Origin of the sequence: Mycobacterium sp. (assembly GCF_032162605.1) — a bacterium.
GTDB lineage: Bacteria > Actinomycetota > Actinomycetes > Mycobacteriales > Mycobacteriaceae > Mycobacterium.
Genome location: NZ_JAVROT010000115.1, coordinates 1 through 23,695, shown reverse-complemented (window position 1 = coordinate 23,695; position 23,695 = coordinate 1). Strand labels below are relative to the sequence as shown.

Sequence of the window (23,695 nt, the reverse complement as noted above, 5' to 3'; positions counted from 1 at the left end):
TGCGGGCACTTCCCGGACGGCGCAGAGAAGTTCACCGTCGAAGAGTTCGACAACGAGACTCCGGACGAGTGGTACCTGCGACAGATGCTCGGCTCCGCCAACTTCCACGCCGGGCCACTCATGGCGTTCATGTCCGGCAACCTCTGCTACCAGATCGAGCACCACCTGTTCCCCGACCTGCCGAGCAACCGATACGCCGAGATCGGCGAGCGGGTCAGAGCGCTGTGCGAGAAGTACGACCTGCCCTACACGACGGGTCCGCTCCTGCGCCAGTACTCGCAGTCGTTCTGGACGATCGCGAAACTTGCGTTGCCGAACCGCTTCCTCAAGGGCACGCCCGATGACGCACCGGAAACCAACTCCGAGTTGAAGTTCCGGATTCGCGACGGAGTCCGCGAGACGTTCGGCGTCGATGCGGAGACCGGCAAGCGGCGCGGGCTGCGCACGGCGCTGCGGGAACTTCACACTGCGGAGGTCGCGGCCTAGTCGCCCCGTCCAACGTGCGGTGAGGGCGGAATTTCAGCCGGTTTTCCACCGTGGCGGCACGCTCGGCGTGAGCGCCGCCCGACGACCGCTTGCCACTCATCGTCAGGCCGCCACTATTTGGCAGCGACGATGCCGATGAGGCGTTCCAGCGCCGTCAGTTGAGCCTCATAGTCACCGTCGAGCTTGGCGAGCAGCGTGGTGATGCCCGCTGCCCGGTACCGGTCTACCCGGTCGGCGATCGCGTCGTCGGTGCCCAGCAGATTGGTGAGCCGGCCGAGGTCGATCGGCACTGCCTGCCGAGCTTCATCGCGCCTGCCCGCCTTCCACAGCTCGGTGACCGTCCGAACGCCGTCGCCGTAGCCCAGCCGGGTGAACGCGTCGCTGTAGAAATTGCGGGCCGAGTAACTTCCCGGGTCGCTGCGCTCCTGCCCTCCGCCTGCGCCCATCGCGCCGATCGTGAACGCGTACCCGTCGGCGTGCCGTCGCGCGGCGGCGTCGCCTTCCTCCCGGCTGTCGGTGAACTCGACGGCGACCGGGGCAACGAGATCGAGGTCGTCAAGCGTGCGGCCCGCGCGTGCGGCTCCCTCGCCGAGCGGGCCGAGGAAGACCTCGGCGGCCTCGGGGACGAAGGCGTTTCCCAGCCAGCCGTCGGCCACCTCGCCCGTCAGGCGCAGGTTCTGCGGCCCCATCGCGGCGACGTAGACGGGCACGTGGTCAGGACGGACCAGCGGACGAAGGACGCTACCGTCGCTGTCCGGCAACGGAAGTGGATAGATCTCTCCGGCGTGCTCGAGCCGCTCACCTCGGCTGACGGTCCGGAGGATCTCGACCGTCTCCCGCGTGGTCTGCACGGGTCGCCGGAACCTGACCCCGTGCCAGCCCTCCATCACGCCGGGCCCCGAGGTGCCGATGCCCAAGACGAACCTGCCGCCGGACAGCTCCTGCAGGCTCAGTGCCGATGTGGCCAGCAGCGCGGGACTACGCGAACCGAGTTGCACCACAAAGGTTCCCAGTCCGATGCTGGTGGTCTTCGCGGCGAGGAACGCGAGTCCGGTGAGCGCGTCGTAGCCCCACACCTCGGGAACCCACAGCGAGGCCACGCCGATCCGTTCGGCGGCGATGGCGAACTCCGCGGCGCCGGGCGCGCGCGGTTCGATGAGGGCTCCGACCAACACGCGCGCTCCTGGGTTCGTTTCTGCCGATGCGTCCCCTGCACTATGGCAGGCTGCGCAGCAGACCTGGACACGATGCGGAGGTGTGACGATGCGCTATAGCGATCAGCCGACGGTGGAAGTCACCCAGCGGGTCAAGTGCGACGTGCCCACGGCCTGGAAGCTGGTCACCGACATCGGGCTTCCGGCGCGGTGCTCGCCGGAGCTGCAGAGCGTCGAATGGCTGGGCGACGCCGACGGCGTCCAGGTGGGGGCCCGGTTTCGCGGCACCAATCGGCACGACGCCATGGGCACCTGGCAGACCGAGTGCGAGGTCGTCGAGGTCGAGGACGGTCGCCGTTGGGTGTGGAATGCGATCGGCCCGGGCGGACCCACTGCGACGTGGGCCTTCGAGGTCGAGCCCACAAGCGACGGCGCGCTGATTCGGCAGTGGGCCCGGATGGGTCCGGGACCGTCGGGCCTGACGCTCGCGATCAACGCCAGGCCCGAGCTCGAAGGTCGCATCGTTGCGAAGCGGTTGGCCGAGTGGCAGCAGAACATGCAGACCAACTTGGACCGCATACGGGATCAGTTCGCTCGGTGATGTCGCGGGGACGAGGTACGTCAGCGATATCACCGAGCTGCGGTGGTGAACCTCGCGACGATGCTTACGTGATGGTGACGCCGCCGTCCACGGCGATGGTCTGGCCCGTGACGTAACCGGCGGCGGGCGAGGCCAGCCAGACCAGCGACGCGGCGAGCTCGCCCGGGTCGCCCATTCTGGGCAGGATGAACCGGGCGCTCAACGACTCGAGGTAGTCGGGCTTGTACTGATCGGTCATCTCGGACTTGAAGAAGCCCGGCGCGATCGCGTTCACGCGGATTCCCTTGCGGGAACCCCACTGCTGCGCCAGATCTCGAGTCAGGCCCACGATGGCAGCCTTGCTGGCGCTGTAGGCGGCCTGGGGGAGTCCGGCCGTGGTGAGCCCGAGGATGCTCGAGATGTTGACGATCGAACTGCCCGGCTTCATCACCCGCGCGCACGCCTGCGCCGCCCAGTAGGAGCCGTGCAGGTTGATGTCGACGACCGAGCGGAACTCCTCGGGCGTCTCGTGGGTGGCAGGCACGGCGGTTCCAACCCCGGCGTTGTTGACCAGGACGTCGACGTGGCCGAACTCGGCCACCGCCGCGTCGACCATCGACTGGCACTGGTCGGGGTCGGTCACGTCGGTCCGTACGACGAGCGCCCGCCGTCCGGCAGCCCTCACCAAGTCGGCGGTGTCGCTGAGTTTCTCGGTGCGCCGGGCCGCGAGCACGACGTCGGCACCGGCTTGCGCGCACGCCTGTGCGAACGCCACCCCCAGTCCCGACGAGGCGCCGGTGACGATGACGACCTTGTCGTCGAGACGGAACATGTCCAGCACGCTCATGTCCAGAGCCTAATGTGGCCGCCATGGCAGAGGCCCGGCCGGCCGGCGCCGCGCCAGCACGATGGTGGCGCATCCGACGATCACGAAGAGCGTGGGATGTACGGCAACGACGAGAACCTCGTCCAACCTCGTCATCTCGTCGATGGCGGCGCCCATCGCCGCGGCGTGAGTCGGATGGTGAGCTTCGAGGCTCTGCGCTTCGCGGTATACCCAGGCGGTGAACCACATGAATACCAGCAGGTAGACGGTCGTGGCGCCCGCAGCCCAGGCCCGGCGAACACGGCCGGAGGTGCGAGCGACCCGATCGAGCATGACCGCCAAGAGGGGCACGACCCACACCCAGTGATGTCCCCACGCCAGTGGCGGCACCGTGCAGGAGAGTAGGCCGACGATGGTGATGGCCATAAGCCGATGTCCGACGCGTTCAGCCCGATGCGCCGCGTAGAGACCAAGCACCCCCACGAGGCTGACGCCGACGAACCACCACCCGGTGGGCATCGGAGCGGGGGCTGACAGGATGGCCAGGACCCCGCCGACGGAGTAATTGCCGATGTGCGCCAGCGGACCGATGCGGTCGGTCTGGACGACGGCGTGCAACCAGTAGTCAGCCGCATCCGCTGGCAGGATCAGCCAGCTCAGCGCTACCGTGAGCGCGGCGGCCCCAACGGCGGTGGCCGCGGCGCGCCATTGCCGCGTGAGCAGCAGATACGGCACGAACACGATGGCGGTCAGCTTCACCCCCGCCGCGACACCGACGGACCAGCCCCGCAAACGCGAGTCGCTGGGGCGCGTCAGATCCCAAACCACGAGCGCCATCAGGACCAGGTTGACCTGCCCCTGCCACAGGGTTCCACGCACCGCCTGGACATCGAGCGCCACGAAGGCCAGCGCCACACTGAGCAGGGCCAGCCGTCGGTCGGGCCGCCAGCCGAGCGTGGTGGCGCAGCGCCAGATCGTCGCCACCAGCGCGGCGAAGGACACCAGCATCCACAGTCCCTTGGCCACGGTGAAGTTCAGGATCGCCAGCGGAACGAAGGTGAGCGCCGCGAAGGGTGGGTAGGTGAACCAGCCGCCCGGCGGCACCTTCGCGGCGTAGAGCGGTTGGCCATGAAGCAGCTGCAGCGCGCTGTGGCGATAGATGTCCAAATCCCCGCCATTGGTGAGCAGTCCCATGTGCGACTCCGCGCCGAAGGGCACCAGGACGTGCTGAGCGAGCACCGCTACCACCGCGGCTAGGTATCCGGCGCCGACGACCGTCCACGACACCGGCCGGCGGGAGTCTGGCACGAACGTCGGCTCAACGTCACTCGTCACACCGGCACCGCCCGCCACATGCCCCGGAAACGCGATATCACCGGTGGTATCAAGTTCTTACAGCACTCATGCCATGGATCGGCGACGCAGGCCGATTGCAGGTCCCCTACAGCGGAATGACGGTCTCGCTGTTGAGCGTCTTCCACAGCCGGCGGCACGATGCGCCGAAGCGCCGCCACATCGGGCTGTGCGACATCGCGTCGATCAATTCCTGATCGACGATCACGTAGCCGCCGTCGAGTCGGCGCCACCATCCGGCCAGCGACAGTTCGATCGCCGCCATCGTGGTGACCCGGCCGGGGGCCAGCCCGTCCAGTCCGCCGTCGGCGATGAAGTTCGAGCGCGTCGTATGGGCGAGGTGGTCGACGACGCGGACGTGAATCTCCAGCGACGCCGGCGACAGGACCGGACGCGACCTATCGGCGCGCAGAGCCTCGACTTCGAAGAACACCAACCTGTCGTCCATGGCCACACTCTATCCGTTACATCGACGTAACAGAGAATTTACAACCGCCGGTTTCCTGCGGATATGCGGTGCAAGCGCGCTAGGTTCCGTTGATCCGGTCGACGATCAGACGGTGGAGCAGATCTGGTTGTTCCTCGGGGATCCAGTGCGAGCCATCGACGACCTCGAACCGGTAGGGGCCCGTGACGAACCGTGCGCTGAGTGTCGCTCCGCGTCGGCTCAGTGCCGCGTCGTCGGTGCTCCACACGTACGTCGTCGGCGCAGAGACCTTTCTGGCGTACTTGGGGCTCGCGAACGGCATCGCGCGGTACCAGTTGATGCTCGGCGTCAGCGCTCCGCCCTCGATGACGTCGGTGTGCACCTGAGTGATCTGCTCGGGTGTCATCCCCGTTCCGCCCAGCATGCGGTCGAGGAGGCTCGGGTGGCGGCAGAAGAACTCGGGCAGCCACGGGAGCTGGAACAGTCCGATGTAGTAGGAGCGCAGGAACTGGCTGCTGATGAGCATCGAGCCCAGGAACGCCGAAGGGTGGGGCACCGAGACGGCCGTCAGAGTGCGGACGAGCGCGGGGAATCGGGCCGCCGTCGACCACGCGACACCAGCGCCCCAGTCGTGGCCGACCAGGTGCACCGGCGCTCCGGCGACGCCGATGAGCGCCGCTACGTCCGACACCAGTTGGCTCATCCGATAGGCGAAGCGGCGCTTGGGGCGGGCCGTCGGCGCGTAGCCGCGTTGATCGAACACGAGTGTCCGGTAGCCGCTCGCGTGCAGCCGCTCGCAAACCGGGTTCCAGGACTTGGAAGTCTGCGGAAACCCGTGCAGCAGAACGACTATCTCCCCGTCGATCGGGCCGCCGTCGGTGACGGGGAACACGAAGCCTGCGTTGGTGAACTCGCGAATCCGATCAGCCATCGGTGCTCTGTCCTCCTTGGGACAGCAGTGCCATGAGCAGTGGGATGCGTCCCGCCTCGATCTCGGGTTGCGCAAACACAGGGCGCACGATGGCGGCGCCGTCGAACGTGTTGGTCACCAACGCCACGACGGCGGCGAGCGTCCCCTCGGGATACTGGTCGGCCGTCGGAAGCGCCCGCGCGGTGTCGAGGATCCGCGCGCTGTACTCCTGGAGCACGTCCTGCAAAGTGACCCTGAGCCTTTCATCGGTGCGGGCCGCAATCAGGAGTTCGTACATCACCACGTTGGTCTCGTTGCCGGTGATGTCCCTCATGGTGTTGAGCACGCCCTCGAGGGCAGGCTGGTTGGGTGGAATCTCGGCGACCTGTTTTCCGAAGGCGTCCAGCTGGCGGCGCATCACCTCGTATGCCGTCGCCGCCATGAAGTCGCCCATCGTCTCGAAGTGCCTGAACAGCGCGCCTCCGGACAGCCCCGCGCGTCGCGTGATCAGCGCGGCCGAGGCCCTGGCATAGCCGACGTCGATGATCGTGGCGATGCTCGCGTCGAGCAGTCGGGCGACTGTTTCCTCACGGCGCTCCTGCTGGGTTCTGGCCAACCCTCACACCGCCCTGGAGGAAGCGGTGACGTGGGTCGTCCCCCGGGTAGCAGCCGCCGCCCGCAGGAACCTGCCGGATCTGGCGGTCTGCCCGTATCCGTCCCGGAATTGGCCACTGCGGTAGACCACTTGGCCGTTCACGGCGGTCGCGACCACGGCTGCATCGTTGCGGTTGACCATGCGGCTCAGTCCGCCGTAGAACGGGACCCGCTCCTCGTGGTAGCCATCGACGGCGTCGTCGAGGCCGGCGGGGTCGATCACGACGAAGTCGGCGCTGTCCCCCTTGCGAAGGGTTCCGGCGTCGAGGCCGAACCAGTCGGCCACCTCGGCGGTCAGCCGGTGTACCGCGTGCTCGATGGTGATGAACGGGTGCCCGGCCCGCTCGGCGACGAGCGCGCGCTTGAGCAGTCGCAACGCGTAGTTGTAGAACGCCATGTTGCGAAGATGGGCGCCCGCGTCGGAGAACCCCATGTGGACGGCCGGTTCTACGGCGAGCTTGTCGAGCTGGCGCCGACGGTGGTTGGCGACGGTGGTCGTCCAGCGGACGTTGCGTTCACCGTTCTCGACGAGGACGTCGAGGAAGGCGTCAAGTGGGTGCAGGCCGCGGTCGTCGGCGATGCGCCCGAAGCTCTTGCCGATCAGGGTCTGATCGGGGCACTCCACGATGATCGCGTCATGGAAGTCGCGGTGCCACAGCGTCGGTCCGAGTTTCCTGCGGTCGAACTCGCGCCGGAACTCGCGGCGGTACTCGATATCGGCCAGAAGCTCGTTTCGCTCCAGTTGGTCGCGCAGGTGCAGCGCGGCGGTGCCCGCGCCGAACTCCTCGAAGACCGGCAGATCGATGCCGTCGGAGTACAACTCGAACGGGACGGGAAGATGCTGGAACCGGATGCTGGCGCCCAGCGCTGCGTTGAGCAGACGGGTGCCCCGGCCGAAGACGCCGACGGCACCGGGCGCCGCCTTGGAATCCGCGGAGACCAGCAGACTCATCCGGACCCCGTGTCGGCGGCCGAGCATCCGGCTGCTCGAGAGGAAGAACAGCAGTGCGGTCCACGGTCGGGCGACGTCGGGCGCGCTTTGCAGTATCCGGCGGCGTTTGCGAAGTACCGCAATCAGTTTGCGTCGCTCGCGCCAGGTCGCAAAGGTCGATGGCAGGCCGCGCGAGCGGTAGCGGTCACCGTCGAGCTTGTCGATCGCCGAGTCCATGCCGGACATGCCCAGCAGGCCCGCATCGAGCGCTTCGTCGAGCCTTGCGGCCATCGAGTCGAGCTCCGCGGGTGTCGGCCTGGTGGTCTCGTCGGTCGCGCGGCCGAGGCCGAGCACCGAGGTGCGCAGGTCCGAATGTCCGAGCAGCGAACTGACGTTGGGCCCAAGGGGCAGGGCGTCGAGGGCCGCGACGTACTCGGCGGCGGTCGCCCAGGTCTTCTTGTCGTTCAGCGCGCCCAGCACGAACTCACGCGGCACGGCCTCCACGCGGCTGAACAGGTCGGCGGCGTCCTCGTTGTCGGCGTAGATCGCGGACAGCGAGCAGTTGCCGAGCAGGACCGTCGTGACGCCGTGTCGGACCGACTCCCGCAAGCCCGGATCGAGAAGGACCTCCGCGTCGTAGTGGGTGTGGACGTCGATGAAGCCGGGCACGATCCACTTGCCGTCCGCGTCGATGACGTCGGGGCAGCCGGTCTCGTCGAGTGGCTCGGCGGACACCGCTGCGACCGTGCCGTCGCGCACTCCGAGTGTCCGGACCAGCGGCGCGGCGCCGGTCCCGTCGAACCACAGGCCGTTTCGCACGATCACGTCGTAGGGCATGTCCCGAAGCTAGCATAAGATTGCGAGTGCTCGCTATCTTTTAGTGCAAATTTCCACGATTTCGGCGCGCTGACCCGTGGTGACCGCGGATTGACGCGCCGAAACCGGGCGAAAGTGGACGCTATGCGGCTTCGTCGTCGACCTCGGATGGCGTCGGCTTGCCGAAGACCGCGTGCGTGACGGCGGCGGGGGCGACCGCGGAGGTGGCCTTGCGCGCGAAATCGGAGAGCTTGAAGTCGTTCGGCAGCGACAGCTTGAAGACCTTCTTCCACGCCGATGCCACCTGCTTGGGCAGCGACCCGGTGGTGTAGGTCAGGCCGTAGCGTTCGAACAGGTCCTGCACCTTGGGGGCAATCTCCTGGTAGCGGTTGCTGGGTAGATCGGGGAACAGGTGGTGCTCGATCTGGAACGACAGATTGCCAGACATGAAGTGCAGCAGCGGACTTCCCGAGATGTTGGCGGAGCCGAGCATCTGGCGCAGGTACCACTCGCCGCGGGTCTCACCGTCGATCGAGGTCTTCTCGAAGGTCTGCACGCCCTCGGGGAAGTGGCCGCACATGATGACCGAGTGCGTCCACAGGTTGCGCACCAGGTTCGCCGTCAGATTGGCGGTCAGGGTGCTCACGGCCGATGGGCCCGACAGCAGCGGATGCAGCACGTAGTCGCGCGTCGCGTGCTTGCGGACCTTGGCGAGCACCTTCTTGGCCTGGGCGCGGAACTCGTCCTTGTCGGTGCGGCCCTTGAGGTACTTGCCGATTTCGAGGTCGTATGCCGCGATGCCGTATTGGAACATGCAGGCGTTGACGAAGTTCCACAGCGGCTGGGCCAGGTAGAAGGGCATCCACCTCTGATTCTCGTCGACTCGCATGATGCCGTAGCCCAGGTCGTGATCCTTGCCGCGGACATTGGTATAGGTGTGGTGAACTTCGTTGTGGGAGTGCTTCCACATGTCCGAGGGTGAGGCGTTGTCCCACTCCCAGGTGGTCGAGTGGATCTTGGAGTCGCGCATCCAGTCCCACTGGCCGTGCATGACGTTGTGGCCGATCTCCATGTTCTCGACGATCTTCGAGATCGACAGTCCGATGGTGCCTGCGATCCAGGCAGGCGGGAACAGTGAGAAGAGCAGTACGCCACGGCTGGTGAGTTCCAGCTTGCGCTGCCCGTCGATGACCTTGCGGATGTAGGCCGCGTCGCGCTCGCCGCGGCTGGCGATGATCTGCTCGCGGATGGCGTCGAGCTCGCGACCTAGGTTCTCGACGTCCTCGGCGGTGAGGTGCGCCGTGGTGGCGTTGGTGCTGAGTTGAGCAGTAGTCATGTCGAATCTCCTTGAGAACTAAAGGTCGATGTCGCAAGAGCCCGCGGCGGCGGAGACGCAGGTCTGGATCTGGACGTTGTCACCGGCGGATGCCGTGGTGACGTCGCCGGTGCGCAGATCGCGCACGGCGCCCTGTCGGAGCGGCACCACGCAGCCGAAGCAGATGCCCATCCGGCATCCCGATGGCATCAGGACGCCTGCGGCTTCACCAGCGTCGAGCAGTGTTTCGGCGCCACCGGCATCGACGACGGTGCTGGACTTCGAGAACGTGACTTGACCGCCGTCGCCTGCGGTGATGATCGTCGGCCGGAAGCGCTCGGTGTGGAGTCGATCGGCGATGTCGTCGCCTGCCCAGCGGGTCTCGAGGGCGTCGAGCATGCCGGCGGGACCACAGGCCCAGGTCTGCCTCTCGGCGAAATCGTCCACCAACTCGTCGAGCTTGGCAACGTCGAGCATTCCGTCGGTGTCGGTGTGCTTCTCCACCAACCGGATTCGCCCCTGGCGGGCCATCATGCGGAGCTCCCCGCCGAAGATCACGTCGTCGGCGGTCGGCGCCGAGTGCACGACGACTATGTCGCAGTGCAGCTCGGTCAAGTTGCGCAGCATCCCCATGACGGGAGTGACCCCGCTGCCCGCGGTGAGGAAGAGGATCTTCGACGGGGCCTGCTCGCCGAGGGTGAAATCGCCTGCGGCCTGGTCGAGTTGGACGATGGTGCCGACGGCGGTCCGGCGGACCAGGTGGTTGCTGACCTTGCCGTCCGGGATGGCCTTCACGGTGATCGCGATGCAGCCGTCGAGACTGGATTGATTCCCCGGTCGCTGCGCTCCTGCCCGCCGAAAGGTCTCCGAGGTCAAGGAGTACGCCCGCCACTGGCGGACACCGTCGACGTCGATCCCGATGCGGACGTACTGGCCGGGAGTGTGGCCGCGCCAGCCGCGTCCGGGCTTGATCACCACGCTGACGGCATCGCGGGTCTCGGGATGGATCGCGACGATGCGGCCACGGAGGTCGGCGCTGGAGCGCAAGGGGTCGATGACGTCGAGGTAGTCGGCAGGGACCAAGGGGGTGGTGACCCGTTCGGCGAACTTCATGACGCGCTCCCTTAGCGCGCCCACGGAGGTCGGGCGGGGTGCTGTCGTCGTCATGAGTTCACTCTGGCTGAGGTCGAGGTATAAACTCTTGACTGGCTGGCGTGAATATCTCGCTATAAATTGTTCGCAAGGAATAGTTTTGTCTGAACCTGCGCTCCGCTTCACCGGTGTGGAGCTCTCCGACGAGGTCGTCGCCGAGTTGCAGGCCGTGCTGCCGAGGATGGCCGAACGCACCGTGACCGCGGTGACGGTCGAGGTGCCGAGTTATGCCCGCGCGTTCAGCGGCCGGATGGGCCAGAACATCGAGAACGCGGTTCAGATGGCGCTCGGCGCGTTCCTGCGCCTGGCGGCACGCGCGCATGACTCAGATCCCGCTGCCACCCTGTCGCCTGCCCTCGACGGGGCCTACGAGTTGGGTCGCGGCGAGGCACGCCAGGGCCGCTCGATGGACGCGCTGCTGTCGGCGTACCGCGTCGGAGCCCGGGTCGCGTGGCGCGAACTGTCGGCCACCGCCGTCGCGGCCGGACTCGGCGCCGAGACCGTGGCACGATTCGCCGAGCTGGTGTTCGCGTTCATCGACGAACTGTCGGCATCCAGCGTCGCCGGGCATGCCGACGAACTCGCCACCACGGGACGGGTGCGGCAGCGCTATCTCGAGCGACTGGCCAGACAGCTGCTCGCCGGTGAGCCCGCCGACACCTTGCGGGCGAGCGCCGAGAAGGCGGACTGGCAGCCGCCCGGCACGCTGACCGCGGTTCTGGTCGCCGAGGCCCAAACTCGCGGTCTGACAGCACGATTCGGTCAGTCGACGTTGCAGCTCAGCGAGGACTTGCCAGGAGTCGAATCCGTGGAGTCGTTGGCGGTGTTGTTGGTTCCCGATCTGGACGGCCGCCACCGAGCTCAGCTGCGGTCGGCGCTACAGGGCAGGCGGGCGTTGGTGGGGCCAGCGCGGCCGTGGTTGTTCGCCGAATCGTCGTATCGGCGGGCGCTGCGGGCACGCGATCTGAGCGGCGCCGACGCCGAGGACGTCATCGACACGGACGATCACCTCGTCGAGCTGGTCCTCACCGCCGATCGCGAGGCCGCCGACGATCTGCGTCGCCATGCCTTGGCGCCGTTGGCGGAGTTGCGGCCCACCACCGCGGAGCGGCTGGCCGAGACCCTGAGATCGTGGCTGCTTCATCAGGGTCGACGCGATGCCGTCGCCGCTGACCTCTTCGTGCACTCGCAGACGGTGCGTTACCGCATGACTCAGCTGCGCGAGCTGTACGGTGACCGGCTCAACGATCCGACGACGATTCTGGAACTCACGGTGGCACTGGGTGTTTCGCCTCGATCGCTCAAGGTTCCAAGCTGAGCACCAGAAGCGCGGCGGCGTGCTGGCTGGCCGCGGGGATCGTGTATCCCAGCCTTGAGGCCGTTGCCGCCGCTGCCGTGCCGGGTTACCGCTACGCCCACGACTACATCAGCGATCTCGGGCGGCCCGACTCACCGCTGGGCCCGCTGATGAACACCGCGTTCGTCGTGCAGGGATTGCTGTTTCTGGCAGGCGCAGTGCTGCTGGCGCGGGCCGCGCCCATCAATGGCAGCGGGATCCTCTTCGTGGGCTGCGCCGGCGCCAACGCGGTCGGCAACATCGTGGTCGCGATCGTGCCGAGTGGACCGGCGGGCATCCCGTGGTTGCACGTCGCGGCGGCAGTCCTAGCCATCGTCGGCGGCAACCTCGCGATCCTCGCAGGACCGCCGTTCGTGACCGCCGCGGGCGCTTCGCGCTACTACCGCGCCGCCTCGATCGGGCTGGCCACGCTCGGCCTGCTGAGCTTCGTCCTGTTGGCCATCGCGTCGACGACGTCGGTGACGACCGTCCTGCCGGGCGGGGTGTGGGAGCGGACCAGCGTCTACACGATCATCGCGTGGCAGGTTCTCTCGTCGCTTCAGCTCCTGGTCCGGCCTACTGAATGAGTGCGTTTTCGTTCCCCGTCCCCTGCTCGAGGACCGCGTCGGACAGCTGTCGGTCGCTCAACGCCCTTGCCAGTTGCATGGTCCCCACCATCGACGCGAAGACGCTGAGTGCCTGCACCCCTGGTCGTGGCGGGTAGCGCTCCCGGCGGTGTGGTGCCGGGGATGCCCGACATGAGCGAAGAGGTCCTACGGATCATGGCCAAGGCGAATGCGGACGCCGACGATGTTCTGTACCTCTTCTACCCGCAGACCGACGCGGCGAGAGCTTCGGGTTTCGAACACCTCGCCAATGTGTCGACACGTCTTGCCAAGCGGGGCCCGTCGGTGTCGGAGGCGGCGGCGATGGGCCAGCTGGCGGCGGTCGGGCAGATTCTCTCAGTACCCTTCGAGCAGGTGCGGTCGAATTTGCAGCGGATCAAACAACCGGTGCTCTACGCCAACGGCGTCCACGACGTGATGATCCCAGCGCTGGCGTCGAATGTCGCCGTCCAACACCTGGATTCGGCGACCGTCGTCCTCTATAGCGATGCCGGGCATGCGTTTCTGTTCCAGCACGCCCGAGCCTTCGCCACGGAGGTCACCAACTTTCTCGCGGCCTGAGCGAGTGCGGTCACTGACCGCCGTTGGGCGGTGCGGGCGCAGGCGCGGGTGCAGGCGCGGGTGCAGGCGCAGGTGCAGGTGCGGGCACAGGCGAGGGTGCGGGTGCAGACGCAGGCGCAGGCGCAGGTGCAGGCGTGGATGCGGGTGCGGGTGCATTGCTCGGCGTCGTCGGCCTCGTCTCGGGCCCGAGCTTGCTCACCGCGAAGTCCGCGGCCTGGTCCGCCGTCCCATCTGGGATGTACTGCTCGTGCAGGGCGAAGTCTCCGCCGTCGGAACAGATCGGATCGCCGGGCACGCACGACTTGAGCGTCTTCGCCGAGTACAGCGGACCGATCACGACATCGGGCTGGCCGATCATGCCCATGAAGCGGCTTGCCGGCGTGCCGAACAAGGTGACGGCGGCGACGTGATCGGCGACGGCGGGCGGCATTGGGCCGGTCACGCCGGAGTCGACCGCGCCCGGAGGAACGACGTCGGAGGTGACGAACCCTGCGACCGCAGCGCCCTGCGAGTAGCCACCCAACACGATCTTGGTCTTCGGACAGTTCGCCACCGTGGCCTCGATGTGGGCGGCCGCGTCGTTGATGCCGTCGACCGCACGGGGGAAGTCGGTGTTGGCGGGATAGTTGACCGCGTACACGTCAACTGACTTCGCGCCGACCTTCGAGCGCAGCGAGTCGACGAACGCCTGTCCGACTTCGCCGACGCCGGGCGGCTCACCAGTGCCGCGGGCGAAGACCACCTCGACGTCGGAGCAGGGCTCGGCCAGTGCACTCGGAGCCGGGGAGCTCAACACCGCACAGACAGCAGCGGCGGCAACGCTCATGGCGCCAGCGACGTGGCGTGTCATCATGCGATGTAGTTGCTCCCTCGCAGGCGACGAGAAACCTTTGAGTAGTATGACGCGTCCCTCAGCCGGGCGGGGACCGAACGTGGGGCCCATCACGTCCCGCAGAACGTCTGATATGGGCCGAAGTCTCCTGGGGCGGGCGCGGCGAACCGTTCCAGCCCGGGTTGCGCGTCGTAGGGGGAGATCACCGCAGCCAGCAATTGCCCAAACGGATCGAGGTCACCGGTGGTCGCCGCGGACAGCGCTTCCTCGACGACGTGGTTGCGCGGGATGTAGACGGGATTGACCCGGTCCATTGCGTCGGCGTCGGGATGCAGGATCCGCCAGCGCGTCAGCCAGTCGCCGAAGGCAGCGAGGTCGACGAACGAACCGCGGGCGGGTTCGGTGTCACCACGGGCAGCCAGGGCGAGGTCGCGAAAGAACGAGATGTAGTCGACACGGTTCTGCTCGAGTTGTGCGAGAAGCTCCGCGGCCAGCGGTTGGACGACGTCGCCGCCGGTCGCCTCCGGCAACCCCAGCTTCGCCCGCATGCCAGCGGTCCGCGCCTCGTCGTAGTGCCGGCTGAAGGCCCCGAGTGACTCGACCGCCAGGTCGACCGCCTGCTGCTGGTCGTCGGCGAAGAGGGGAAGCAGGGCCTCGGCGAAGCGGGCCAGATTCCACTGGGCCACCGCCGGCTGATTGGCGTAGGCGTAGCGCCCGGCATGGTCGATCGAGCTGTACACCGTGGCCGGGTCGTAGGCCTCCATGAAGGCGCACGGCCCATAGTCGATCGTCTCGCCCGAGATGGTCATGTTGTCGGTGTTCATCACCCCGTGGATGAATCCCACCAGCATCCACCGGGCCACCAAAGACGCCTGGGCGGCCACGACCGAGTCGAACAGTGCGCGGTAGGGGTTCTCGGCTGCCGCTGCGTCGGGGTAGTGCCTGGCGACGGCGTGGTCGGCGAGGCGCCGTACCAGGTCGGCGTCGCCGGTCGCGGCCGCGTACTGGAAGCTCCCGACCCGCAGATGGCTGCTGGCGACCCGGGCGAGCACGGCGCCGGGCAGGACCGTGTCGCGCCGCACGGGTTGCCCCGTCGCGACCACGGCCAGGGAGCGGGTGGTCGGGATGCCCATTGCGTGCATCGACTCGCTGATGATGTACTCGCGCAGCATCGGGCCCACGGCCGCCAGACCGTCGCCGCCCCTGGCGAACGGCGTGCGCCCCGAGCCCTTGAGATGAAGATCTCGAACATGCCCGTCGGCGTCGACGAGCTCGCCGAGGAGGAGGGCGCGCCCGTCACCGAGACGCGGGACGAACCCGCCGAACTGATGTCCGGAGTAGGCCTGCGCCACCGGGGCAGCTCCGTCCGGGACCGCGGCACCGACCAGGAGACGCAGCCCGTCTGGGCTTCGAAGCCAATCCGCGTCGAGGCCCAGTTCACCGGCGAGCGGTTCGTTGAGCGCGAGCAGCCGCGGATCCGGAGCCGCCACGGCCTGCCATCGCACGGCCATCTCCGGCAGTTCGCGGGAGAAGCGGTCGTCCAGGAGGACGGTCGTGGCGGGTGCAGCGCTCATCGATCCCAGACTACGGAGCATCGTCACTGCCGCCTAGGTCCAGTCGCGTCTCGGTTGGGGTGAGCGTGTCACCGGCCGTCCGCGGACCTTCACTGTTCCCGCCTGGCGAGCGGACACCGGCAGCGTCGCAACACCGGCCGAGTCCGTGCGTGCGGTGACGTAACCCTTCGCGATGACGTCAAGTAGACGTCCCCGGTGAACACCTCGGCAGGCCCCTTGGCCGACGGCGGCTTTGGTAGGACTTCCACGATTGTTCCCTTCAGAGACCGATCATCTTCATCTGCGCTTCGTTGTGGTGTTCGCCCGCAGCAGGCGGCAGCTTCGTCAACTTGTCGACCTGTTCGGAGGTCAGCACGACGGCGTCCGCGGCGGTGTTCTCCTCCACGCGGGCAACGCGCTTGGTACCGGGGATGGGGGCGATGTCATCGCCCTGAGCGAGCAGCCACGCGATCGCCACCTGGGCGGGGGTTGCGCCGACCTCCGCGGCGATGGCCTCGACCTCGTCGACGATCGCGAGGTTGTGCTCGAAGTTGCCCCCGGTGAAGCGCGGGTTGGACGCGCGGAAGTCGCTTGCGTCGAACTGTTCGGTGGAGCGGATCGCTCCCGTCAGGAAGCCCTTGCCCAGCGGCGAGTACGGAACGAAGCCGATGCCGAGCTCCCGCAGTAGCGGCAGGGCCGCCGCCTCGGGATCCCGCGTCCACAGGGAGTATTCGGACTGCAACGCGGTGATCGGATGCACGGCGTGGGCCCGGCGGATGGTGTCGATGCCCGCCTCGGAGAGCCCGAGGTGGCGAATCTTTCCTTCGGTTACCAGTTCCGCCAACGCGCCGACGGTGTCCTCGATGGGGGTGTTCGGATCGACCCGGTGCTGGTAGTAGAGGTCGATGCGGTCGGTGCCGAGTCGTCTCAGCGAACCTTCGACCGCCGTGCGGACGTTCGCCGGGCTGCTGTCGGGGTTCCACGCGCCGCCACCGGCGTGAGACACGAGCCCGAACTTCGTCGCGAGCACCACCTCGTCGCGGCGGTCCTTCAGCGCCTGACCCACGAGTTCCTCGTTGGTGTACGGACCGTAGATCTCAGCGGTGTCGATGAACGTGACACCCAGGTCGATGGCGCGATGGATGGTGCGGATGGATTCGGCGTCGTCGCTTCCCGCCCCGGTGAACCCATGGGACATTCCCATGGCGCCGAGGCCGATCCGCGAGACGTCGAGGTCTCCGAGTTTGGCGTGCTTCATGCGATTCTCCTTCTCTCGCCCCGGTTGTCCATGCAGTCGACGGTACGGCGGCTTCACCGCGCCAGGGAGGGCCTGTCATTACCTGTTCGACACCCGGTTCGACGTCCCGGCTCGACGCACGGGCGCTGCCGGTAGCGTCTGCCGGATGCACAACGTCGTGATCACCGGTCCGGGCGCCGTCGAGATACGCGAGGCACCTGATCCGACCCCGCCCGGTCCGGACGGAGCTGTCGTCGAGGTCTCCTCGACCGCGATCTGCGGGTCCGATCTGCACTTCTACGACGGGGACCTGCCGGTCGGTGATGGCGTCGCCGTCGGTCACGAGTTCATCGGCACCGTCATCGACGTCGGTCCCGAGGTGACCAGAGTCGGGTTTGGTGATCGCGTGCTCGCAGCTTCGGTGACCGGCTGCGGGCGGTGCGCTGGGTGTGCGACGGGCAACCCGATCACGTGCGTACGGGGCATGCAGGTTTTCGGGTCCGGAGTGCTCGGGGGCGGTCAGGCCACCGCGGTTGCCGTGCCGGCAGCCGACTTTCAGCTGCTGCGCATACCGGACGGTGTCGACGACGAGGCGGCGCTGTTGCTGACCGACAACCTGTCGACCGGCTGGATCGGTGCGAAGAAGGCCGACATCCCGCAGGGCGGGACGGTCGTCGTCATCGGTCTGGGTGCAGTTGGGCTGTGCGCCGTGCGGGCTGCCTTCGCCCAGGGGGCGGGCACCGTTCTCGCGGCCGACCCCGTTGCCGGTCGCCGCGCTAGGGCCATCGACTCCGGTGCGACCGCCATCGAGGCTCCGACGGTGGCTGCCGTCCTCGAGCGCACCGGCGGTCGCGGCGCCGACAGCGTCATCGACACCGTCGCGCTGGACGTCACGTTGAACGACGCGTTGGCCTGTGTGCGGGCCGACGGCACCGTGTCGGTCCTCGGCGTGCACGACCTCAACCCCTATCCGCTGCCGATCCTGATGGCTCTGATACGAAATCTCACCCTGCGGATGACCACCGCGCCGATCCAGCAGACGTGGACCGACCTGCTGCCGCTGGTGACCAGCGGATCGCTGCGCACCGACGGGATCTTCACGCACCGATTCCCGTTGTCCGCGGCGGCCGATGCGTACGCCGCGGTGGCAGCGCGAAGTCCGGAGTGCGTGAAGGTGATCCTGAATCCGGCCTGAGTATCCCCCGTCGCTTCGCTCGCCCGCTCAGCCCGCGTAGATGACCTCGTCGAACGGCCAGCTCTGCGCGAGCCATTCGCGAACGGCTTGCCGCAGAACGACGTCGAGGTCGGCGACGTCTGCGCGGACCCACGACCGCACGTCGACCGCGCCAGGCCGTTGCCCGGGATCCAGGTACAGGCAGCCGATCACGTCGTCCACCTCGGGCCGCAGGACGGTGTATGCGAACGCGACCCGTTGCTCGAACTCCTCGGCGTGCTGCACCAGGTCGGCGAGGTTCGCCTCGGCCGAGTACCCCCCGTCCGGCGGCCAGTTCCGCTCCTCGAATCCCGGTGTGGACTGAATGTGGGAGATGCTCGACATCCACGCGGCAAGGTCTGCGGCGTTGTGCTGCGGGCCGAGTGGTTCCAGTCGGAACCGGGCCGTGCGCAGCTCGCGAGGCACTTCGAAATCGCCTGGCACCAAAGGTTCTTGACTCATCGGCTCACTTTCTGCGTCATACCAGGCGTGGGCTGCTGGCCGTCAACATGGCGGCCAGCATGTGCACGATCTCTTCGGGGTCTCCGGTGCCTCCGTCATCCCCCCAGCCGTCTTGAGCCGACCGCTCGTACTGTGCGGCCATGGCGAACATCGCCGTCGCGACCGCGGCGACGCGACGGCGTCGGATTCCGCGGTCGGCGACTGGCACGGCATGGGACAGCGCGTCCAGAACGCGCGGCCACGCGGTCTCGGCCGCATCGTGCGGCTCGGTTCGCAGGCGCGGGCCGACGACTTGAAGGAACCGCAAGTAGTGCGTGCTCTCGAGCCGCAGCAGCGGAAGGACGAGGATGCGCATCAGGGCATGAACGTCACCGTCGTCGCCGCCATTCTGGTCGAGCTCGCCGAGCATGCGTTCCCGCTCGACCTCCATGGGCAGGAGCCTGCGATTGACCACGGCGTCGAGAAGGTCCTGTCGACTGCGGAAGTGGTAGTTGACGGCGGAGTTGTTCCGTTGGCCTGCCGCGAGGGCGATGTCGCGCAACGGCACTTCGAAGCCGCGTTCGGCGATGAGCCGCTCCGCCGCATCGAGCAGGGCGTCCTTCGATCGGGAACCACGGTCCACCGCTGCATCATAGGAGTTTCGCTTCCGCCGATTAAGCATATGTGCTTAACTCGGTGATCGGCCCCAGTGGGAAGGACGTCACGATGACAGCTGCCGAGCAGGTTCGCGAGATCGATTCGGGCTCTCCGATGACGCGGTTCGCCAGGGGCTGGCACTGCCTGGGCCTCGCCGAGGCGTTCCGGGACCGGGAACCACACGGCATCGACGCCTTTGGCACCAGGCTGGTGGTGTTCTGCGATCCGGACGGCGAGATCCACGTCCTCGACGGGTACTGCAGGCACATGGGCGGCGACCTGTCGATGGGGACGGTGAAGGGCGACACCCTTGCGTGCCCCTTTCACGACTGGCGCTGGCAGGGCTCGACCGGTCGCTGCGTCGAGGTGCCCTACGCTCGCCGCACGCCGAGGCTGGCCCGCACGCGGCGCTGGCTTTGTCAGGAGGTCAACGGCCAACTGCTGGTGTGGCACGATCCCGAGGGCTCGACGCCTCCTCCGGAGCTGACGCCACCGACCATCGAGGGCATGGACCGGGGCCTATGGTCACCGTGGACGTGGAACTCGATCCTGATCGAGGGCTCGCACTGCCGTGAGATCGTCGACAACAACGTCGACATGGCGCACTTCTTCTACATCCACCGCGCCTATCCGACGTACTTCAAGAACGTGATCGAGGGCCAGGCCGCCAGTCAGTTCATGGAGTCCAAGGCGCGGCCCGACACCACGGCGAACTTCGAAAACCTCTGGGAGGGAACTAATCTCCGGTCAGAGGCAACCTACTTCGGTCCCGCCTACATGATCAACTGGCTGCACAACGACGTCGCGCCAGACTTCACGCTGGAAGTGGCACTCATCAACTGCCACTATCCGGTCACGCAGAACTCGTTCGTCCTGCAGTGGGGCGTTGCCGTCCAGAAGATCCAGGGCCTACCCGAGGAGAAGGCCACGAGGCTGGCCGCCACCTTGACCAAGAACTTCGGCGAGGGCTTCCTCGACGACGTCGAGGTGTGGAAGCACAAGACTCGGATCGACAACCCGCTGCTGACCGAAGAGGACGGCGCGGTCTACCAACACCGCCGGTGGTACGAGCAGTTCTACGTCGACGTCGCCGATGTCACCGACGACATGGTGAACCGGTTCGAGCTCGAGGTGGACACCACCCACGCGTACGGCGTGTGGCAGCAGGAAGTGAACGAGAACCTCAGGCGCAGAGAGTCGGCGCAGATGAGTGCGTCGACCTGAGCTGTCGGGCCCGCTCGAGCACCACGACCGGGATTACTCGGTCCGTCTTCTTCTGGTAGTCGTCGTAGTCGGGCCACGCCTCGGTCATGTCGGACCCGTATGTCAGCGACGGGTCTTGCTGCTGCGGCGTCCGGTGATGCCGAGGTATCCGGCGATGAGCACGACGGCGAAGATGATGCCCACCAGGAACGGGATGATCTCGAAGCCGCCGTTCTGGTTGGAATAGCCCAGTTGGTAGGACACCCACGTGCCCAGGAACGACCCGATGGCGCCCAGCAGGATCGTCACGATCAAACCGATGTTCTGCTTGCCGGGCATGACGAGTCGCGCAAGTGCACCGACGATGAGACCGACGACGATGGCACCGATGATGGTTCCGATCATGTTCTACTCCTTGAGTTCGATTCCCTACCCGACTCGCGGATACCCAGTCGCACGGGCTTGAACCGATCTCGGATACGCCATCAGAGGTGGGTATGTGCATCGACGACGCGTTTGACCGTCGTCAGCGCGTCACGCAGGGTGTCCGGATCGGTCGAGCCGAGCGCCAGCCGGATCGCGTGCGGTACGTGTCCGCCAGCGGCGAACGGTTCTGCGGTGGAGACCGACACGCGTTCGGCGAGGAGCGATGACGCGATGCGATCGGCTCTGACGTCGCCGGGGAGCGGGAGCCAGATGAAGTACGACGTCGGATGACCGACCTGGGGGAGCCCCGCCAACACGTCGCGGGCGATCGCCTGCCTGGCTCGCGCATCATCGCGCTTCTGCGCCTCCAACCGGTCGACCGTGCCGTCCTCGAGCCACTGGCACGCGATCGCGGTCATGACCGAAGGCGTGTTCCAGGTTGTGGTGCGGATCGCGCGTTCGAGCGCGGGAACCAATTCTATTGGTGCTGAGACGAATCCGACGCGCAGACCTGTCGCGACGCTCTTCGAGAGACCCGAGACGTAGACGGTCAGTTCCGGTGCCAGCGCGGCCAGTGGGGTAGGTGGCCGTTCGGCGAGATAGGCGTACGCGGCGTCCTCGACGATGAGGAGCCCGTAGCGGCGCGCGATGTCGACCAGCCGTTCGCGATGGCCAGCGGTCGTGACCCATCCCAGCGGGTTGTGCAACGTGGGCATCGCGTAGACCGCACGGATCCGCCGTGTCCTGCACAGCCGCTCGAGCGCGTCGAGATCGCTCGCATCGCCTGCGGCGGGCAGCGGTGCCAGCTCCAGGTGGAGTGTCTGCCCGAGCACCTTGAACCCCGGGTAGGTCAGAGCGTCGACGGCGACGACGTCGCCCGGCTGGAGTAACGCCATCGCGGAGACGGCCAACCCGTGCTGGGCGCCGTCGACCAGCAGAACCCGATCGTCGCCCACCCGTAGCCCGCGTCTCGTCAGGTGGCGGGCCACCACGGCCCGCTCGTGCGGACGGCCCGCATGGGGCTGGTAGCGCAACAGCGACTCGAGGTCGCCCGCAGATGCCAGTTCGCGCAGCGCCTGACGCAGCATGTCGGCCTGGCCGGGCAGCGACGGGTAGTTGAAGTTGAGATCGATCACGTCGGCGGCGACCGCCTGCTGGTCGATGCCGTGGCCAGGCGCCAGTGCGGTCTCGCGCACGAAGGTGCCCCGGCCCGGTTCGCCGGACACCAGTCCCATTCCCTCGAGCTCGGCATAGACCCGTGACGCGGTCACGACGGCAAGGCCCGAGGTGGCGGCGAGCCGACGATGCGTGGGCAGCCGTGTCCCGGACGGCAAGCGTCCCGACCGGATCTCGGAGGCCAATTGGTCCACGACGGCCTTGTATCGCGGTATCGCCACTTGCCGATTGTATGCATGACAATTCTTTGATTGTCACGGATCGATGAACGTACGATGCCGTCATGCACATCGCCATCCTGACCTTCGAGGGCTACAACGAACTCGATTCGCTCATCGCGCTCGGCGTCCTCAACCGGGTCAGGAAGGCGGATTGGCGCGTGTCGATTGCGAGCCCCACACCGCGGGTCCGATCGATGAACGGCGTGGTCATCGAGTCCATGGCCACTCTCGAAGAGGCAAGCGCGGCCGACGCGGTAATCGTGGGCAGCGGCATGCAGACCCGCGAGGTCGTCGCCGACGAAGCAATGATGGCTCAGCTGCGGCTCGACCCGTCCCGGCAGCTACTCGCGGCCCAGTGCTCGGGGACGTTGATACTGGCCAAGCTTGGACTGCTCGACGGGGTTCCCGCGTGCACGGATCTGACGACGAAACCCTGGGTTCAGGCAGCGGGCGTCGACGTACTCAACCAGCCGTTCTTCTCCAAGGACAACGTCGCCACCGCGGGCGGCTGTCTCGCTTCGCCGTACCTCGCGGCCTGGCTGATCGCCCGCCTGGAGGGTGTCGAAGCAGCCGAGAGCGCGCTGCACCACGTGGCTCCGGTCGGGGAGAAGGACGAGTACGTGGCACGCGCCATGCGAAACATCGGCCCGTACCTGGGGCGGGAGGTGGCTTCCGCCTGATCGCCGATCACCGTGTGAGTGCGAAGATCTTCGACGTGCTCAGAGTCTCTGACATGGCCGCCCTTCGCGCTGGACTAGCCATTGTGCTCTGCCTCGTCATCACGATCGTCGGCGCGGGCGTCGGCCACGCTACTTCCGACCCCAACGCCTTGTGGCGGATAGTCGATACTCAGTGCGTCCCCGATCAGCTGGAGCACGGTGACCCGGCGCCCTGCGCGAGGGTCGATCTCGGCGACGGTTCGGCGGTACTGAAGGACCTCGTTGGGGCGACGCAGTTCCTGCTCATCCCGACGACGCGTGTCACGGGCGTCGAGAGCCCGTCCCTCCTGGCTTCAGGGGCGCCGAATTACTTCGAAGACGCCTGGCGGGCAAGATCGTTCGTCGACGAGCGGGCCGGGTGGAAGGTGCCGCGGGACTGGGTGGGTCTGGCGATCAACTCCGTCTTCGCGCGCTCACAGAACCAGCTGCACATCCACGTCGACTGCGTCAGTGCGGACGTGCACACCGCGCTGAGCGAGCATGCCGCCGACGTCGGCCCCGCCTGGGCTCCGTTCCCGGTACCGCTCGCCGCACACCGGTACGACGCGATCGCGGTCGACGGTGAAGGTCTCGATGCCGTCAACCCGTTCGTGTTGCTCGCGGACGGCGTCGCGGGTGCTCGCGACGACATGGCGGCTCGAACGCTGGTCGTGGTGGGCTCGGTCGATGCCGACGGTCGGCCCGGATTCATCGTCCTCACCGACCGCGCGGATGCCGCGACCGGGGACCAGGCAGAAGGAGAGCAGTTGCAGGATCACGACTCCTGTCAGCGGCTGGCCGCGGCGTCACCCGGCAAGTGAGCTGCATCCAGCAGCATGGCCGCCAGGCGGTCGGCTGCGGGACTCGTGTTCTGCGGCAGAGGTCTTGCCAGATAGATCTGCCAGGTGATC

The 23,695-nt window shown here is 67.3% G+C and carries 25 protein-coding genes and 1 pseudogene; 9 read left to right on the top strand and 17 right to left on the bottom strand.

The genetic code is table 11. The annotated features are described in order from the left end of the window. Positions 1–486, top strand: a 486-nt coding sequence (locus tag QOI01_RS07165) for a fatty acid desaturase family protein (protein ID WP_526379488.1), incomplete at its 5' end; no start/stop codon positions are given. A 113-nt stretch (positions 487–599) separates the two neighbouring features. Here the strand turns inward: QOI01_RS07165 and QOI01_RS07160 are convergent. Further along, a complete protein-coding gene (locus QOI01_RS07160; protein ID WP_526379487.1) occupies positions 600–1,661 on the bottom strand; it encodes an LLM class flavin-dependent oxidoreductase in 1,062 nt (353 codons plus the stop codon). An 88-nt stretch (positions 1,662–1,749) separates the two neighbouring features. On the opposite strand from QOI01_RS07160, the gene QOI01_RS07155 reads away from it, so the two are divergent. Next, a complete protein-coding gene (locus tag QOI01_RS07155) occupies positions 1,750–2,241 on the top strand; it encodes an SRPBCC family protein (protein WP_526379486.1) in 492 nt (163 codons plus the stop codon). Between the two features lie 64 nt (positions 2,242–2,305). Here the strand turns inward: QOI01_RS07155 and QOI01_RS07150 are convergent, their stop codons facing one another. The 8 genes from QOI01_RS07150 to QOI01_RS07115 all read right to left on the bottom strand — a co-directional run bounded on the left by QOI01_RS07150 (position 2,306) and on the right by QOI01_RS07115 (position 10,619). Further along, positions 2,306–3,067: an SDR family NAD(P)-dependent oxidoreductase gene (locus QOI01_RS07150; RefSeq protein ID WP_526379485.1), complete on the bottom strand. Its 762-nt coding sequence runs from the start codon at positions 3,065–3,067 to the stop codon at positions 2,306–2,308. A 9-nt stretch (positions 3,068–3,076) separates the two neighbouring features. Further along, positions 3,077–4,381, bottom strand: a complete 1,305-nt coding sequence (locus QOI01_RS07145) for a glycosyltransferase 87 family protein (RefSeq protein WP_526379484.1) — start codon at positions 4,379–4,381, stop codon at positions 3,077–3,079. A 106-nt stretch (positions 4,382–4,487) separates the two neighbouring features. Beyond that, on the bottom strand, positions 4,488–4,847 hold the full coding sequence (locus QOI01_RS07140) for a hypothetical protein (protein ID WP_526379483.1): 360 nt from the start codon (positions 4,845–4,847) through the stop codon (positions 4,488–4,490). 79 nt (positions 4,848–4,926) lie between these two features. Next, positions 4,927–5,757, bottom strand: a complete 831-nt coding sequence (locus QOI01_RS07135; RefSeq protein ID WP_526379482.1) for an alpha/beta fold hydrolase — start codon at positions 5,755–5,757, stop codon at positions 4,927–4,929. Then, entirely contained in the window at positions 5,750–6,352 is a 603-nt protein-coding gene (locus tag QOI01_RS07130; RefSeq protein WP_526379481.1) for a TetR/AcrR family transcriptional regulator, read from the bottom strand. The genes QOI01_RS07135 and QOI01_RS07130 overlap by 8 nt, the downstream gene beginning before the upstream one ends. 3 nt (positions 6,353–6,355) lie before the next feature. After that, a complete protein-coding gene (locus QOI01_RS07125; RefSeq protein WP_526379480.1) occupies positions 6,356–8,158 on the bottom strand; it encodes an N-acyl-D-amino-acid deacylase family protein in 1,803 nt (600 codons plus the stop codon). A 121-nt stretch (positions 8,159–8,279) separates the two neighbouring features. Continuing rightward, entirely contained in the window at positions 8,280–9,473 is a 1,194-nt protein-coding gene (locus QOI01_RS07120) for a fatty acid desaturase family protein (RefSeq protein ID WP_526379479.1), read from the bottom strand. Between the two features lie 18 nt (positions 9,474–9,491). Then, positions 9,492–10,619, bottom strand: coding sequence for a ferredoxin reductase (locus tag QOI01_RS07115; protein WP_526379478.1), 1,128 nt, complete (start codon positions 10,617–10,619; stop codon positions 9,492–9,494). 85 nt (positions 10,620–10,704) lie between these two features. Between QOI01_RS07115 and QOI01_RS07110 the strand changes: the two genes are divergently transcribed. The 3 genes from QOI01_RS07110 to QOI01_RS07100 all read left to right on the top strand — a co-directional run bounded on the left by QOI01_RS07110 (position 10,705) and on the right by QOI01_RS07100 (position 13,127). Continuing rightward, positions 10,705–11,922 carry a PucR family transcriptional regulator gene (locus QOI01_RS07110; protein ID WP_526379477.1) on the top strand — a complete coding sequence of 406 codons (1,218 nt, stop codon included), beginning with the start codon at positions 10,705–10,707 and terminating at the stop codon, positions 11,920–11,922. A 41-nt stretch (positions 11,923–11,963) separates the two neighbouring features. Next, complete coding sequence (locus QOI01_RS07105; RefSeq protein WP_526379476.1) at positions 11,964–12,527, top strand: DUF998 domain-containing protein; 564 nt, start codon at positions 11,964–11,966, stop codon at positions 12,525–12,527. 108 nt (positions 12,528–12,635) lie between these two features. After that, positions 12,636–13,127: an alpha/beta fold hydrolase gene (locus QOI01_RS07100; protein WP_526379475.1), complete on the top strand. Its 492-nt coding sequence runs from the start codon at positions 12,636–12,638 to the stop codon at positions 13,125–13,127. 187 nt (positions 13,128–13,314) lie between these two features. On the opposite strand, the pseudogene QOI01_RS07095 reads toward QOI01_RS07100, so the two are convergent. The 3 genes and pseudogenes from QOI01_RS07095 to QOI01_RS07085 all read right to left on the bottom strand — a co-directional run. Beyond that, positions 13,315–13,980, bottom strand: a pseudogene (locus QOI01_RS07095) (cutinase family protein); the annotation flags it as partial. 89 nt (positions 13,981–14,069) lie between these two features. Beyond that, entirely contained in the window at positions 14,070–15,533 is a 1,464-nt protein-coding gene (locus QOI01_RS07090) for a protein adenylyltransferase SelO (protein ID WP_526379474.1), read from the bottom strand. A gap of 259 nt (positions 15,534–15,792) precedes the next feature. Further along, positions 15,793–16,770: an aldo/keto reductase gene (locus QOI01_RS07085; protein WP_526379473.1), complete on the bottom strand. Its 978-nt coding sequence runs from the start codon at positions 16,768–16,770 to the stop codon at positions 15,793–15,795. Positions 16,771–16,915: 145 nt separating this feature from the next. Here QOI01_RS07085 and QOI01_RS07080 point away from each other — a divergent pair, with 145 nt between their 5' ends. Then, positions 16,916–17,944 (top strand): alcohol dehydrogenase catalytic domain-containing protein, encoded by a 1,029-nt coding sequence (locus QOI01_RS07080; protein ID WP_526379472.1) that lies wholly within the window; start codon positions 16,916–16,918, stop codon positions 17,942–17,944. A 27-nt stretch (positions 17,945–17,971) separates the two neighbouring features. On the opposite strand, the gene QOI01_RS07075 is transcribed toward QOI01_RS07080, so the two are convergent. Together QOI01_RS07075 and QOI01_RS07070 are read right to left on the bottom strand one after the other, a co-directional pair. Next, entirely contained in the window at positions 17,972–18,424 is a 453-nt protein-coding gene (locus tag QOI01_RS07075) for a GNAT family N-acetyltransferase (RefSeq protein ID WP_526379471.1), read from the bottom strand. A gap of 16 nt (positions 18,425–18,440) precedes the next feature. Then, positions 18,441–19,046 carry a TetR/AcrR family transcriptional regulator gene (locus tag QOI01_RS07070; protein WP_526379470.1) on the bottom strand — a complete coding sequence of 202 codons (606 nt, stop codon included), beginning with the start codon at positions 19,044–19,046 and terminating at the stop codon, positions 18,441–18,443. Positions 19,047–19,129: 83 nt separating this feature from the next. On the opposite strand from QOI01_RS07070, the gene QOI01_RS07065 reads away from it, so the two are divergent. Further along, on the top strand, positions 19,130–20,284 hold the full coding sequence (locus QOI01_RS07065) for an aromatic ring-hydroxylating oxygenase subunit alpha (RefSeq protein WP_526379469.1): 1,155 nt from the start codon (positions 19,130–19,132) through the stop codon (positions 20,282–20,284). Here the strand turns inward: QOI01_RS07065 and QOI01_RS07060 are convergent. The 3 genes from QOI01_RS07060 to QOI01_RS07050 all read right to left on the bottom strand — a co-directional run bounded on the left by QOI01_RS07060 (position 20,244) and on the right by QOI01_RS07050 (position 22,086). Beyond that, complete coding sequence (locus QOI01_RS07060) at positions 20,244–20,372, bottom strand: nitroreductase/quinone reductase family protein (RefSeq protein ID WP_526379468.1); 129 nt, start codon at positions 20,370–20,372, stop codon at positions 20,244–20,246. The genes QOI01_RS07065 and QOI01_RS07060 overlap by 41 nt on opposite strands. A gap of 14 nt (positions 20,373–20,386) precedes the next feature. After that, entirely contained in the window at positions 20,387–20,668 is a 282-nt protein-coding gene (locus tag QOI01_RS07055; protein WP_526379467.1) for a GlsB/YeaQ/YmgE family stress response membrane protein, read from the bottom strand. Between the two features lie 80 nt (positions 20,669–20,748). Then, a complete protein-coding gene (locus QOI01_RS07050; protein ID WP_526379466.1) occupies positions 20,749–22,086 on the bottom strand; it encodes an aminotransferase-like domain-containing protein in 1,338 nt (445 codons plus the stop codon). Positions 22,087–22,148: 62 nt separating this feature from the next. Here QOI01_RS07050 and QOI01_RS07045 point away from each other — a divergent pair, with 62 nt between their 5' ends. Next, on the top strand, positions 22,149–22,766 hold the full coding sequence (locus QOI01_RS07045) for a DJ-1/PfpI family protein (RefSeq protein ID WP_526379465.1): 618 nt from the start codon (positions 22,149–22,151) through the stop codon (positions 22,764–22,766). A gap of 14 nt (positions 22,767–22,780) precedes the next feature. Next, positions 22,781–23,605: a CDP-diacylglycerol diphosphatase gene (locus QOI01_RS07040; RefSeq protein WP_526379464.1), complete on the top strand. Its 825-nt coding sequence runs from the start codon at positions 22,781–22,783 to the stop codon at positions 23,603–23,605. Positions 23,606–23,695 lie beyond the last annotated feature (90 nt).